The sequence below is a fragment of the Roseateles sp. UC29_93 genome, assembly GCF_042695725.1.
In the GTDB taxonomy this organism is placed as follows: domain Bacteria; phylum Pseudomonadota; class Gammaproteobacteria; order Burkholderiales; family Burkholderiaceae_C; genus Roseateles; species Roseateles noduli_A.
On the sequence record NZ_CP170545.1, the window covers coordinates 2027972 to 2041397 of the forward strand.

Sequence of the window (13426 nt, forward strand, 5' to 3'; positions counted from 1 at the left end):
AATCTGCGTGAATCATCTCGTTGAGTCCTGAGGAAAGAAATCGCTTCAGAGGGGGAGATCGCATTCCCAATCGGCGGGAGCAAAGTGGAGGAATTGACTCGCAAGAGTGAGTGGGTCACCGATGGCCGACGGTCATCCAAGGCAAGACCTGTCCCCCTCACAACCCCGCCAGAATGGTGTTCGCTCTCGCGTCTCCCAGGTCCGGCGGCTGCCAGCCGCGGAGCCAATCGGCGAACTTCTCCGCCGGCATCGGCCGCGACAGGTAGTAGCCCTGTCCCTGGTCGCAGCCCAGCGTCTGAAGCAGCGTCCATTGCTTGGCCGTCTCCAGCCCCTCGGCCACCACCGTCAGCCCCAGGTTGTGCGCCAGCTCGATCGTCGAGCGCACGATCTTCGCGTCGTCGATGTCGCGCTCCATGTTCATCACGAAGCTGCGGTCGATCTTCAGCTCGTCCACCGACAGCTGCTTCAGATACGCCAGCGACGAGTACCCCGTCCCGAAGTCGTCGATCGACAGCTTGAACCCGAGCGCGTGCAACTGTTCGAGGGTCTGCAGCGCGCGCTGCGGATCGTCCATGATCGCGGACTCGGTGATCTCCAGGCACAGCGCCGGCGGCGGCACGCCCGCCACCAGGTCCGCCACCTTGATCGGCAGGTCCTGGTCCATCAGGTCGCGTGTCGACAGGTTCACGCTGATCGGCAACGCGAGGCCATCCCGTTGCAAGGCCATCCACGCCTGCGCCGAGGCATGCAGCACCCACGCGGTGATCTGGCGGATGAAGCCCGTCTGCTCGGCGAACGGGATGAATTCCATCGGCGGCACCAGGCCGCGCGTCGGATGCTGCCACCGCACCAGCGCCTCCGCGCCCGAGATCTTCTGGCCGTGCAGATCCACCTTCGGCTGCAGGAACAAGCGCAGTTCACCGGCGTCGATCGCATGCCGCAACTCGCTCAGCAGCGACAGCGATTCCTGGCTGGCCGCATCCATGCTCGGTGCATAGACCTCGCAGCCGCTCTGGCCGCGCTTGGCCGCGTGCATCGCCAGCTCCGCGCGTGCCAGCAGCAGCATCGGGTCGCGCCCGTGCTGCGGGTACAGCGCCACGCCCATCCCCGCAGACAGATCCACCGTCTGATCGTCGATGCTCAGGGCCCGTTCGAAGTCGCGCTGGATGCGCTTGCAGATCGCCTCGGCCCGGGTCGCGCCGGCGCCCTCGATCAGCAGCAGGAACTCGTCGCCGCCCACCCGCGCGATCAGGCTCACCTCATCCTTCAACAGGTGCTGCAGCCGATCCGCCACCGCGCGCAGCAGCCGGTCGCCGAAGGGGCGCCCCAGCACGTCGTTGACATGCTTGAAGCGATCCAGGTTCAGCATCAGCAGCGAGAAGCGCACGTCGCTGTCCGCCATCCGTCTCGCGAGGGCCTGCTGGAACTGCTCCCGATTGGGCAGGTCGGTCAGCGGGTCCCAGAAGGCGAGGCGGTTCACCTCTTCCTCGCGCGCCCCGGATGCCCTGGCGCATCGCTTCGAAAGCCTCGGCCAGATCGCCGATCTCGTCGCGCGAGGGGCGCTCCACGGGTTGCGCGTAGTCCCCTGGCCGAGCCGGTGCGCCGCGCTCGCCAGAGCCTTCACCGGGCCGCTGATGCGTCGTGCGGTCAGCACCGCGCCGATCGCGAACAGCACCACCCCGGCCAGGCTGACGCCCAGCAGCATCCATTGCAGACGGCGGTAGGGCGCCACCGCCTCGTCAACCGAGCGCAGCAGCAGTACCGCGACGGTCTTCTCCATGTCGCCGCCGTGTGCCAGAGGCTGCAGGCGTGCCTGGAACTGTTCGCCGTCGAGTTCCAGATGGAAGGTGTGCGTGGCGCGCTCCGCCGTCGCGAGCGCCGGCATCGCCTGCACCGCGCGCGCCGTCGCCGCGGGATCCAGCACGCTCGACAGCACCTGCCACTGCCCCGGCGCGGCCTGCGTGAGCAGCACGCCCTGGATGTGAACGATCCGCTTGAGCTCCTCCAGCTGCTCGTTCTTCATCTCGAAGCCGGTGAAGATCCAGCCACCCAGCCCCGCCGCCCGCATGCGCGCGACGACCACCTGATAGGCCTTGCCGTCGAGCAGCAGCAGCTGGCTTTGGGTGCGCCCCTGCTGCTGCCGCGTCACCCCGCGCAGCAGCGGCGCGATCCGGCGTGCGATCGGGTCGGTGGCCGTCACCAGCTCGAAGGCGTCGCTGGCATAACCGATGAAGGCGGCGTCGCCGCGCTCGCTCAGGTTGGTGAACACGTCCTGCAGCGTGGCGCGCAGTTCCTCGCCCTGCAGGCCCTGCGCGACCGCCTCGCGCAGGCCGTGGTCGGACTGCAGCAGGTCGGCCACCAGGCCCCGCTGCTCGTTGTCCTCGTCGATCAACTGGATCAGGATGCGCTCGCTGGCCTCGAGCTCCTCGGCCACCGAGGCCCGCGCGTTGCGACCGATGCCTTCGTTGATGAGCGTGAGGTTCAGCACCTGGACCACCAGCAGCAAGGCCAGGAACAACGCGACGATGCGCCCTTCCAGCCGCCGCAGGTTGAGGAAGTCCGGCCAGCGCATCTCGACGTCAGTCCTTCAGCTCGACCTTCAGCACGCCCGCCGCCCCCGCGCCCACCGTCAAGGGTTGCGCGGTCGGCGCGGCGTTGCCCAGGCGCGTCGCCCACAGACGCAGGCGGTGATCGCCCGCCGGCAGGTTCAGCCTGACCTCGCCCCTGGCGTCCGTGATGCCGAACACCGGCGTGTCGACGACCACGATGTGCGCGCTCATCCGGTCATGGATGTTGCAGCCCAGTTGCGCCACGCCGGCCTTGTCGAAGACCACCGGCTCCGACGGCGTGCCCGAGTACAGCTTGAGCTCGAACTTCTTCGTCGGCGAGAACGAATAGACGTGGTGCCGGACGGTGTCGAAGTCGGGGAAGTTCACCGCCGTGCCGGTCTGCACCACCAGCAGCTGGGGCTGGAACTGGCGGTCCCGCTGGGACATTTCGGCCGTCACACCGGTCGCGGGCCTGGCCGGCTGGCCCTTCAGTTCGACGGCGACGGCCGCGTTCGGCACCGGTGCGCCACCGGCGTCACGGACCTGGATCGTCCAGTCCGCCGCGTGGGCGGCCGTGGCGCTCATCAGTGCGCCCGCCAGTGCCGCGGCTGCAATCGACGAGAGGGCGGAGCGGGAGGGGCTCATCAGCAACGCGAGAGGGAAGACAAGCGTCAACCATAGCGGGTTTTCTGTGCTGGCGGGCGCAGGGCTTGCTCCAGCATCAGGGCCAATCGCCCCAGCGCTTCCCACGGATCGGTGGGCCATTCCGGGTGGCGCAGCCCCTTGACGATGCCGTCGCAGATCTGCGCCGCCACGACCAGCCGCGTCAGCGCCGCGCCGTGCAACTGCGGCACGATGCGTTCGAAGAGGCGCTCCTTCGGCCCCCCAGATGCGGGACTCCCGCAAGGCCATCGGCAGCGGCTTGCCCGCGGCCACCGCGTCGTGGACGCGCTTCAGGCCGCGGATGTCCTCGGCCATGGTCCAGTGCACCAGCACCGCGGCCTCGCCCTCGGCCTTCAGGCCGTCGAGCATGCGCAACACCCGACCCACCTTGCCGCTCAGCAAGGCTTCGCTGAGCTTGAAGACATCGAAACGGGCCACGTCGAGGACCGCCGCCTCGATCTGCTGCAGGCTGAGCTCGCCCGCCGGGTGCAGCAGCGCGAGTTTCTGAAGCTCCTGATGCGCGGCGAGCAGGTTGCCCTCGACGCGATCGGCGAAGAATTCCAGCGCGCGCTGGCCGTCCGGGCCGGCCGCCACCGGCTGCCCCTGCTGCTGCAGCCGCCGGGGCGATCCAGGCGGGCAGCTCGCGCCGCTCGACCGGGTCGACCTTCACCGACACGCCGGCGCTGTCCAGCGCCGTGAACCAGGCGCTGCTCATCTGGGTCTTGTCCAGGCGCGGCAGCGTCACCAGCGTCAGCACGTCCGGCGGCAAACCGTCGACATACCGCTGCAACGCGTCCGAGCCGTCCTTGCCCGGCTTGCCGCCGGGGATGCGGATCTCGATGAGCTGCTTGTCGGCGAACAGGCTCATCGCCTGCGACGCCGCGATCACCGAGGCCCAGTCGAAGTGCGCGCCGCTGACGATGAAGACCTGACGCTCGCTGTAGCCCTGCTTGCGCGCCTCGGCGCGCAGCGTGTCGGCGGCCTCCTGCGCGAGCAGCGGCTCGTCGCCATGCACGACGTACACCGGCTTGAGCCCTTTCGCCAGATGGCCGGCGAGCGCTTCGCCCTTGATCTGCATGCGCGCGGTCCGTCCGGGTTCAGTTGGGCAGGTGCACCGCCGCCAGACGACGCAGCAGCAGTCCCACGGCCTCCACCTGCATCGCCTTCTGCAGCGACGCCTCTTCCTGCTCCTTGGCCAGCGCCGCGCTTTCGCTGTAGTTCATGTCGCGCGTGAGCCGCAGCTCGGTGCGCGGCAGCAGGATGTCCCCGCCCGCCGTGCGCAGCGAGTAGTCCAGCGACAGCCGCAGCTGCCATTCCGTGATCTGCCCGGCCGCGGTCGTCGCCACCGAGGTCTTGTCGCGGATCTCGCGCTCGGCGTCGATGATCACGTCCGCGCGGTTCGGGTCCTCGACCAGGCGCACCGTGCTGCGCTGCACCTGCCGACGCAGTTCCTGCGCCAGCGGCGAATGCGGGATGAAGCCGGTCAGCGCCAGCGTCTTGAAGTGATAGACCGGTTCCTTGCGCAGCTCGAAGCCGCAGCCCGAGAGCAGGGCGGCGGCGGCCAAGGAACCGAACGACAGCAGATCGCGGCGCTTCATGCTCAGACCACCACGTTGACGAGACGGCCGGGCACGATGACGACCTTCTTGGGCGCCTTGCCTTCCGCGAATTTCTCGAAGTCCGGGCTGGCCAGCGCGATGGCTTCGATCGCGGCCTTGTCGGCCGAGGCCGCCACCTTGATCGCGCCGCGCAGCTTGCCGTTGACCTGCAGCATCAGCTCGATCTGGTCCTGCACCAGTGCCGACTCGTCGACCTGCGGCCAGGCAGCGTCCAGCAGCTCACCCAGCTCGGCAGCGAAGCCGAGCTCGGTCCACAGCGCGTGCGCGATGTGCGGGCAGGCCGGGTAGATCACGCGCAGCAGCACCGAGAAGCCTTCGCGCACCGCGGCCGACTGGCCCTCGGCCTTGAAGCCTTCCAGCGCGTTCAGCAGCTTCATCGCGCCCGAGACCACGGTGTTGTACTGCATGCGCTCGTAGTCGTACGAGACCTGCTTCAGCACCAGGTGGACTTCGCGGCGCAGCGCCTTGCCGTCGTCGCTCAGCGCGGCGAAGTCGACGCCGCCGGTCTTGATCGCGTCGGCGTGCTTCGTGCCGAAGCCCCACACGCGTTTCAGGAAGCGGTGCGCGCCCTCGACGCCGGCATCATTCCACTCGAGCGTCTGCTCCGGCGGCGACGCGAACATCACGAACAGGCGGGCCGTGTCGGCGCCGTACTCGTCGATCAGGGCCTGCGGGTCGACGCCGTTGTTCTTCGACTTCGACATCGTCGTCATCTCGTACTCGAGCGGCTTGCCGTCGGCCTTCAGCGTGCCGCCGGTCGGCACGCCGTGCTCGTTGCGGGTGACGTCGACCTCGTGTTCCCAGTAGTAGTGCTTGCCGGCGTCTTCCGGCTTGCGGAAGAACGCGCCCTTCAACACCATGCCCTGCGTCAGCAGGTTGGTGAAGGGTTCGCTGAACTTGATCAGCTTCAGGTCACGCATGACCTTGGTCCAGAAGCGCGCGTACAGCAGGTGCAGGATCGCGTGCTCGATGCCGCCGATGTACTGGTCCATCGGCATCCGAGTAGTCGGTGCCGTCGGCGACCATCTTCTCCGGGTTGGTCGCGTCGCAGTAGCGCATGAAGTACCACGAGCTGTCCACGAAGGTGTCCATCGTGTCCGTCTCGCGCTTGGCCGCGGCGCCGCACTTTGGGCAGCTGCAGTCCAGGAAGTCGGCGCGCTTGTTCAGCGGGTTGCCGCTGCCGTCGGGGATGCAGTCCTCGGGCAGCACGACGGGCAGGTCCTTCTCGGGGACGGGTACCGCGCCGCAGCTGTCGCAATGGATGATCGGGATCGGCGTGCCCCAGTAGCGCTGGCGGCTCACACCCCAGTCGCGCAGGCGCCAGGTCGTCTTCTTCTCGCCCAGGCCCTTGCTGCCCACCAGCTCGGCCACCTTGTCCACCGCCTGCTTGTGCGTCAGGCCGTCCAGCGCGCCGGAGTTGATGCACACGCCGCGCTGCTTGTCGCCGTACCACTCGGCCCAGGCGTCGGTCGAGTAGGCCTCGTCGCCCACCGCCACGACCTGCTTGATCGCGATGCCGTACTTCTTCGCGAAGGCGAAGTCGCGCTCGTCATGCGCCGGCACGCCCATCACGGCGCCGTCGCCGTAGCTCATCAGCACGTAGTTGCCGACCCAGACCTCGACCTGCTCCCCGGTCAGCGGGTGCGTCACGAAGAGGCCGGTCGCCAGGCCCTTCTTGTCCTGCGTGGCCAGTTCGGCCTCGGTCGTGCCGCCCTGCTGGCATTCCTCGATGAAGGCGGCCAGCGCGGGATTCGTCTTCGCCGCGTGCGCGGCCAGCGGATGCTCCGGCGCGACGGCGCAGAAGGTCACGCCCATGATCGTGTCGGCGCGCGTCGTGAAGACGTAGAGCAGGCCGCCCTGGATGGGCTGGCCGTCGTCGCCGGCGATCGCATGCGGGAAGGCGAAGCGCACGCCCTCGCTCTTGCCGATCCAGTTCTCCTGCATCAGGCGCACGCGCTCGGGCCAGCCCGACAGGTAGTTCTTGTCCGACGGATCGGCGACCGCGGCCAGCAGTTCCTCGGCGTAGTCGGTGATCTTCAGGTAGTAGCCGGGGATCTCGCGCTTCTCGATCGTCGCGCCCGAGCGCCAGCCCTTGCCGTCGATGACCTGCTCGTTGGCCAGCACGGTCTGGTCGATCGGGTCCCAGTTCACGACCTGCGTGCGGCGCTCGGCAATGCCGGCTTCCAGCATCTTCAGGAACAGCCACTGGTTCCAGCGGTAGTAGTCGGGCTTGCAAGTGGCGATCTCGCGCGACCAGTCGATCGCCAGGCCCATGGCCTGCATCTGCGACTTCATGTACGCGATGTTGTCGTAGGTCCACGCGGCCGGCGGCACTTTGTTCTTCATCGCCGCGTTCTCCGCGGGCAGGCCGAAGGCGTCCCAGCCCATCGGCATCAGCACGTTGTAGCCCTTCATGCGCAGCTGACGCGTCAACATGTCGTTGATCGTGTAGTTGCGGACGTGGCCCATGTGCAGCTTGCCGCTGGGGTAGGGCAGCATGGAGCAGGCGTAGAACTTCGGCTTGGACGCGTCCTCGACGACGCGGTAGGCGTCGCGGGCGTTCCAGTGATCGCGGGCGGCCTGTTCGACCTCGGAGGGGGCGTATTTCTCGTTCATGGTGGCTCGGGCAACGTAGCCGTCGATTGTAGGAGGCCGCGCACGGTCGCCCCATCCACCGTGGGAGGGCCACCGCACGGGGGGAACGATCAGCGCTTCGGGGGAGTCGCGGCGGCGCCTTTTGCAGGCTCGACGCCGTCGGCCGGTTCGCCGTTCTCGGCGACGAACGCGATCCGGTTCAGGCCCGCCTTCTGTGCCCAGCCGATCAGTTGCGCGACCTTGCCGTAGGGCACGGACTGGTCGGCGCTCAGGCGCAGCTCGGCATCGGGCTGGCGCTGGGCCAGTTGCGCCAGGCGCTCGCGCATGGCCTTGGCATCGAGCTTGTCCTCGCCGAGCACGTACTCGCCTTCCGGCGTGATCGCCAGCGCGATGAAGCTCGCAGCCGGCGCGGGCGAGGCCGCGTCGCTCTTGGGCAGGTCCAGCTTGAGCGCGCTGCCCATCAGCGGCGCGGCGATGATGAAGATCACCAGCAGCACCAGCATGACGTCGATCAGCGGCGTCATGTTGATCTCGCCCATCGGCTTGGGCGCTTCTCGGCGTTCGAGGCGGCCGAACTTCATCGCGCGGTCCGGACGGGAAGGGCGCTCACGCGCCGCCGACCAGCTCGCGCAGGTCGTGCGCGAAACCTTCGAGCTCGGCCTCGCAGGCGGCGACCCACTTGCCGAAGAGGTTGTAGGCCAGCACCGCCGGGATCGCCACGGCCAGACCGGCGGCGGTCATGATCAGCGCTTCACCGACCGGGCTGGCAACCTTGTCGAGGCTGAAGTTGCCCGTGGACGAGATGCTCATCAGCGCGTGGTAGATGCCCCAGACGGTGCCGAACAGGCCGACGAAGGGCGCGGTGGCGCCGATGGTCGCCAGCACGATCTGGCCCCGGCTCAGGCCGTTCAGCACGGCGTGCAGCGCATCGCGCAGGCGGCGCGTCAGCTGCGAGGTCTTCTGCGCGGAGGCCGCCAGCGTGCCCGGCGCACTGTCCTGCATCGCGGCGTCGATCAGCGGCAGCATCAACGCGCCGCGATCGAGCGTCTTGAGCTGGTCACGGCCCTGGCCGACGTCAGGCGCTGCCCAGAACACCGGCAGGCCGCGGCCGAGGTCGGTCCGCGCCCGGGCCAGCGTCCAGCTGCGCCAGAAGATCAGGACCCAGCTGCACACCGACAGCGTCAGCAGCAGCAGGGAAACGAAACGGGCGACACCGTCGCCCGCTTGCCAGAGATGGATCAGTTCGGTCATCGCGTCGCGGGTCGGGCGCCGATCGTGGCAGCGTGCGGGGTCAGGCGATGCCGAGCACGTCGTTCATGTCGAACAGCCCGGTCTTGCGTTCGCCCAGGAAGCGCGCGGCGCGCAGGCTGCCCTGCGCGAACGTGGCGCGGCTCGACGCCTTGTGGCTGATCTCGATGCGCTCGCCGATGCCCAGGTACATCACGGTGTGGTCGCCGATCACGTCGCCACCGCGCACGGTCGCGAAGCCGATCGTCGACGGATCGCGCTCGCCGGTGACGCCTTCGCGGCCATAGACCGCGCAGGTCTTCAGGTCGCGGCCGAGCGCCTCGGCCACGACCTCGCCCATCTTCAGCGCGGTGCCGCTGGGCGCGTCGACCTTGTGGCGGTGGTGCGCCTCGACGATCTCGATGTCGTAACCCTGCGCCAGCGCCTTCGACGCCTGCTGCAGCAGCTTGAGCACCACGTTCACGCCCACGCTCATGTTGGGCGCCATCATGACGGCGGCGCGCTGCGCGAACTCGCCGATCTTCGCCTTCTCGTCCGGGCTGAAGCCGGTGGTGCCGATGACGGTCCGCACGCCCAGCTCGGCGCACAGCGCGAGGTGAGCCATCGTGCCTTCCGGACGGGTGAAGTCGATCAGCACATCGGCCTTGGCCAGGCCGGCCCTGACGTCGCTGGAGATCGCGACGCCCGTGGTCTGACCCAGGAAGGCGCCGGCGTCCTGGCCCAGCGCGGGGCTGCCGTCGCGATCGAGCGCGGCGGCCAGTTCGAGGTCGTCCGCCGCCAGCACCGCTTCGACCAGCATCCGGCCCATGCGGCCGGACGCGCCGGTGATCGCGATCCGCAGACGGCTCATCGGCGGGGCTCCAGCGGCGGGTACTCGCGCGTCGGGCCGATCGGCTCCGGCGTCGCGGTCGCTGCGGTGCGCACCGGCGGGGGCAGCGCCTTGCGCTCCTCTTCCGTCAGTTCGAGCTGGGGCTCCTTGCCGGAGACCTTCAGCGTGTTGATCGACGCGATGAATTCCTTCTCGGTCGGCAGGTCGTCCGGCGCGTCGATCTTCGACAGCTGATCGCCGTTGAAGGTCAGCAGGATGTGGCGGTTCTGCGGTGCGGCACCCTGGCGCCGGATCGTGAAGACGTAGTCCCAGCGGGATTCATGGAAGACGTCGGCCAGCAGCGGCGAGCCGAGGACGTCGCGCACCTGGGCGCGGGTCATGCCGGGCTTGACCGCGGCAATCTGCTCCTTCGTGACGACGTTGCCCTGGACGATCTCGACGCGATACGGCGTGACCAGGCCGAGCACCTTCTCGCCGCTCACGGAGAGCGCGTCGAACTTGGGCATCTGCGAGCAGCCGCCCAGCGTCAGGAGACCAACAACCAAGCCGGCCACGGCGGTGCCGGAGGCGTTCCGGCGTGCAATGCGGGGGATACGGAAATTCAATGACATGGCACGTCTCGGCCGAGGCGCTAGGGCTATGATCGACGGATTCTAGCGGCACGCACCCACGCTATTCCGCAGGCGCAAACCCCATGAACCGGTCAGACGAAATCAAGAACAGCGGGCTCAAGGCCACCTTGCCCCGCATCAAGATCCTCGAGATCTTCCAGACGACCCAACAGCGGCACATGACCGCCGAGGACGTTTACAAAGCTTTGCTCGATGAACGCGCGGACATCGGTCTTGCGACGGTCTATCGCGTGCTCACGCAGTTCGAGCAGGCGGGCTTGCTGTCACGCAATCACTTCGAGTCCGGCAAGGCGGTGTTCGAGCTCAACGAGGGCCATCACCACGACCACCTCGTGTGCCTGACCTGCGGCTTCGTCGAGGAGTTCTACGATCCGCAGATCGAGGAACGCCAGCACGCCATCGCGATGGATCGCGGCTTCCAGTTGCAGGAGCACTCCCTCGCGCTGTACGCGAACTGCGTGAAGAAGGACTGTCCGAACAAGACGGCCCGTTGAGCGGTCCGACGTCGGCGATCAAGACGCCGACAACGACAACGACAAGGGGCTCCGATGGAGCCCCTTTCTCTTTCCTGATCCGCTGGGGATCGAGGCTCAGTTCGTGTCGTTGAGGCCCTGCTCGATCGCACGCTGGTGGCGCTCGACGAACTCGCGGTAGGTGTCGATGCCGCGCAGCTGCAGGATGGTGTTGCGTACCGCGGCCTCGACCAGCACGGCCAGGTTGCGACCGGCATCCACCGCGATCACGACCTTGCGCACCGGCATGCCCAGCACGTCCTCGTACAGCGGCTCGTAGGGCAGGCGTTCGAAGTCCCGCTCCATCGTTTCCTTGCGGACCAGGTGGACGATCAGCTTGAGGCGCATCTTCCGGCGCACCGCCGTCTCGCCGAAGATCGCCTTGATGTCCAGCAGACCGATGCCGCGGACTTCGAGCAGGTTCATCAGCAGCTCGGGGCAGCGGCCCTCGATCGCCGTCTGCGCGATGCGGAAGAAGTCCACCGCGTCGTCCGCCACCAGGCCGTGGCCGCGGCTGATCAGCTCCAGGCCTAGTTCGCTCTTGCCCAGGCCGGACTCGCCGGTCAGCAGCACGCCCAGGCCGAGGATGTCCATGAACACGCCGTGCCGCGTCGTGCGGTTGGCGCAGACATGCGCGAGGTAGGCGCGGACCAGGTCGATGACGTGGCCGGCGCTCTCGGCGGTGGTGAACAGCGGGATCTCGGCGCGGTCGCACATCGCGACCAGCCGGTCCGGCGGCGCCTGATCGTCGGCGACGATGATCACCGGCGGTTCCAGCGTGACGATGCGCGCGATGCGACGGTCCAGCACGTCGCCCGAGGCCTGGCTCAGGTAGCCGACCTCGCGTCGGCCCACGATCTGCACGCGGTACGGATGGATGTAGTTCAGGTAGCCGACCAGATCGGCGGCCGACTGCGCGTCGCGCAACGCGGCTTCGTCGAAGCGGCGCTCAGGATGCGCGTGTCCCGCGATCCACTCCCAACGCAGGGCCTCGCGGTGCTCCTCGAACAACCGGTCCGCGCTGATGGAGGTGGCTTTCAAGTTCGGCGGCCGTGGTCGTGGCGGTGAGGGGTCGGAGGGCTGTCGGCGCTCAGGCGACCGACTTCAGCGGTTCCCAGTCGGCGATCAGGCGATGCACCGTCGCGGCTTCGGGCTCGGTCTTGAGGCGCTCCCGCAGTTCGCGATCGGACAGCATCTCGGCGATCTCGGACAGGATCTCGAGGTGTCTCTGCGTCGCCGCTTCGGGCACCAGCAGGAAGATCAGCAGCGTGACCGGCTCGTCGTCCGGCGCGTCGAAGCCGATCGGCTGCTGCACGCGCAGCACGGCGGCCAGCGGATTCTTCAGGCCCTTGATACGGCCATGCGGGATCGCGACGCCGTGACCCAGGCCGGTCGAGCCCAGACGTTCGCGGGCGAACAGGTTGTCCGTGACCGCGGCGCGGGAGATGGAATGGTTGTTCTCGAAGAGCAGCCCCGCGTGTTCGAAGACCCGCTTTTTGCTGGAAGCGTCCACATCGACCAGCACGTTGCTGGCAGGAAGGATGGCGGCGAGACGGTTCATCGGGCATTTGCCGGTCACGACGACCGGCGGGCTGGGAGAGCAGCGCTGCGCACCAGCGGGGCGCAGATTCGAGGGTTGAGGGACAGGATTATAGGAATCCCGCTACCGACAGGGGGTGTGACGGATGCGACGCTCCTGTGAAAAGGTCGTCCCTGGTGTTGCATTGCAACAATTCTCGGCAAAAAGGCGGCCCGACGGGCCGCCTTGCGGGCGGAACCCCGGGAAATCCCCGGGGTCCGGAGTGGGTTCACCGCCCGGCGTGGGCCGTGGCGGGAACCCGGGAGCCGGTCATCCGGCGCTCAGGTCCATGCGCTTGGCCGATTCATGATGATGGTTCTGCACACGGTCCTTGTGGCGGCAGACCTGCCGATCCAGCTTGTCCATCAGCTCGTCGATGGCCGCGTAGAGGTCCTCGTGCGAGTGCTCGCAGAAGATCTCCCGTCCCTTCACATGCAATGTGACTTCCGCGCGTTGGCGTCGATCCTTCTCCTTCTGCTTCTCCACGGTCAGCAGGACGTTGATGTCCACGACCTGGTCAAAGTGCCGGATCACCCGGCTCAACTTGTTCAGCACGTACTCACGCAGAGCCTGTGTCACTTCGAGATGGTGGCCGCTGATGGTCAGGTTCATAAAGCCTCCTTTCACAAGGGCTTGGTCGGAAACGGTGTCGGAGTCGGCGGCGGATGCCGCGGGAAAAGAGCGGTTCAGGGTCTTGGGGGTCTTTGTGCCTTGAGGCGGTGGGGAAATCGATGTGGGTGGAAGGCCACGCCGCCGACAGGGAGTCGGAAGCGTGCGGGAAGCGGATGGGGGGATCAGAGGATGGCGTCGGAATGAACGGTCCGCGAGGGACCCGGAAGGCCGCGAGGGCCGATGGCATGCGGGTTCTGAGGCGACATCGATGAAGAAGACGAGGCCAGTCTGCTCCCGATCCGGGGCTCGGGCAAGTGATCAAAAGCAAGGTTTGGGGGCGAATATTCCCGCCTTGCGGCATGGCGAGGTCCGTGCTCGAATGCTGGGTGTTGTGCGGCGGACGCTCCGAGGCGCTCTTCCTTGCCGCTCCCGAGAGCGCGATGTGATAATTCCGCGTCCCGATTACTGGAGTTCCCCTTGGACAGCGACCACCCTCGGTGGCCATCCACTCCAGCGTCAATCCGCCGCAGCCCCTGAGCGTTCAGCGTCACCGCGCCAACGCCGCCGCGACGCTTGTCCGGAGTGAGA

At 67.8% G+C, this 13426-nt stretch carries 11 protein-coding genes and 3 pseudogenes; 1 reads left to right on the plus strand and 13 read right to left on the minus strand.

Features of this window, described 5'->3' with window-relative positions:
- Positions 1-157: 157 nt before the first annotated feature.
- The 10 genes and pseudogenes from ACFJIX_RS09470 to ACFJIX_RS09515 form a co-directional block, all read right to left on the minus strand.
- The gene (locus ACFJIX_RS09470; protein ID WP_377161698.1) at positions 158-1480 is read right to left on the minus strand and encodes a putative bifunctional diguanylate cyclase/phosphodiesterase; all 1323 of its coding nucleotides are present in this window, start codon (positions 1478-1480) and stop codon (positions 158-160) included.
- Between the two features lie 58 nt (positions 1481-1538).
- A pseudogene (locus tag ACFJIX_RS09475) lies at positions 1539-1709 on the minus strand (hypothetical protein); the annotation flags it as partial.
- Between the two features lie 870 nt (positions 1710-2579).
- A complete protein-coding gene (locus tag ACFJIX_RS09480) occupies positions 2580-3194 on the minus strand; it encodes a methylamine utilization protein (protein WP_377159413.1) in 615 nt (204 codons plus the stop codon).
- Positions 3195-3220: 26 nt separating this feature from the next.
- Positions 3221-4290 (minus strand): annotated as a pseudogene (gene holA, locus ACFJIX_RS09485) (DNA polymerase III subunit delta).
- A gap of 19 nt (positions 4291-4309) precedes the next feature.
- Complete coding sequence (gene lptE, locus ACFJIX_RS09490) at positions 4310-4810, minus strand: LPS assembly lipoprotein LptE (RefSeq protein ID WP_377159415.1); 501 nt, start codon at positions 4808-4810, stop codon at positions 4310-4312.
- A gap of 2 nt (positions 4811-4812) precedes the next feature.
- Positions 4813-7447, minus strand: a pseudogene (gene leuS / locus ACFJIX_RS09495) (leucine--tRNA ligase).
- Positions 7448-7536: 89 nt separating this feature from the next.
- A complete protein-coding gene (locus ACFJIX_RS09500; RefSeq protein ID WP_377159417.1) occupies positions 7537-8007 on the minus strand; it encodes an ExbD/TolR family protein in 471 nt (156 codons plus the stop codon).
- 25 nt (positions 8008-8032) lie between these two features.
- Positions 8033-8677 carry a MotA/TolQ/ExbB proton channel family protein gene (locus ACFJIX_RS09505; protein ID WP_377159419.1) on the minus strand — a complete coding sequence of 215 codons (645 nt, stop codon included), beginning with the start codon at positions 8675-8677 and terminating at the stop codon, positions 8033-8035.
- A 40-nt stretch (positions 8678-8717) separates the two neighbouring features.
- Positions 8718-9524: a 4-hydroxy-tetrahydrodipicolinate reductase gene (gene dapB, locus ACFJIX_RS09510; protein ID WP_377159421.1), complete on the minus strand. Its 807-nt coding sequence runs from the start codon at positions 9522-9524 to the stop codon at positions 8718-8720.
- Positions 9521-10114: an outer membrane protein assembly factor BamE gene (locus ACFJIX_RS09515; RefSeq protein ID WP_377159423.1), complete on the minus strand. Its 594-nt coding sequence runs from the start codon at positions 10112-10114 to the stop codon at positions 9521-9523. Before ACFJIX_RS09515 ends, dapB begins: the two co-directional genes overlap by 4 nt.
- Before the next feature lie 83 nt (positions 10115-10197).
- On the opposite strand from ACFJIX_RS09515, the gene fur reads away from it, so the two are divergent.
- A complete protein-coding gene (gene fur, locus ACFJIX_RS09520) occupies positions 10198-10629 on the plus strand; it encodes a ferric iron uptake transcriptional regulator (protein ID WP_377159425.1) in 432 nt (143 codons plus the stop codon).
- Positions 10630-10725: 96 nt separating this feature from the next.
- Here the strand turns inward: fur and hprK are convergent, their stop codons facing one another.
- The 3 genes from hprK to hpf all read right to left on the minus strand — a co-directional run bounded on the left by hprK (position 10726) and on the right by hpf (position 12838).
- Positions 10726-11688, minus strand: coding sequence for an HPr(Ser) kinase/phosphatase (gene hprK, locus ACFJIX_RS09525; protein ID WP_377159427.1), 963 nt, complete (start codon positions 11686-11688; stop codon positions 10726-10728).
- A gap of 49 nt (positions 11689-11737) precedes the next feature.
- The gene (gene ptsN / locus ACFJIX_RS09530; protein ID WP_067281138.1) at positions 11738-12208 is read right to left on the minus strand and encodes a PTS IIA-like nitrogen regulatory protein PtsN; all 471 of its coding nucleotides are present in this window, start codon (positions 12206-12208) and stop codon (positions 11738-11740) included.
- Positions 12209-12496: 288 nt separating this feature from the next.
- Entirely contained in the window at positions 12497-12838 is a 342-nt protein-coding gene (gene hpf, locus ACFJIX_RS09535; RefSeq protein WP_067281141.1) for a ribosome hibernation-promoting factor, HPF/YfiA family, read from the minus strand.
- Between the last annotated feature and the right edge of the window lie 588 nt (positions 12839-13426).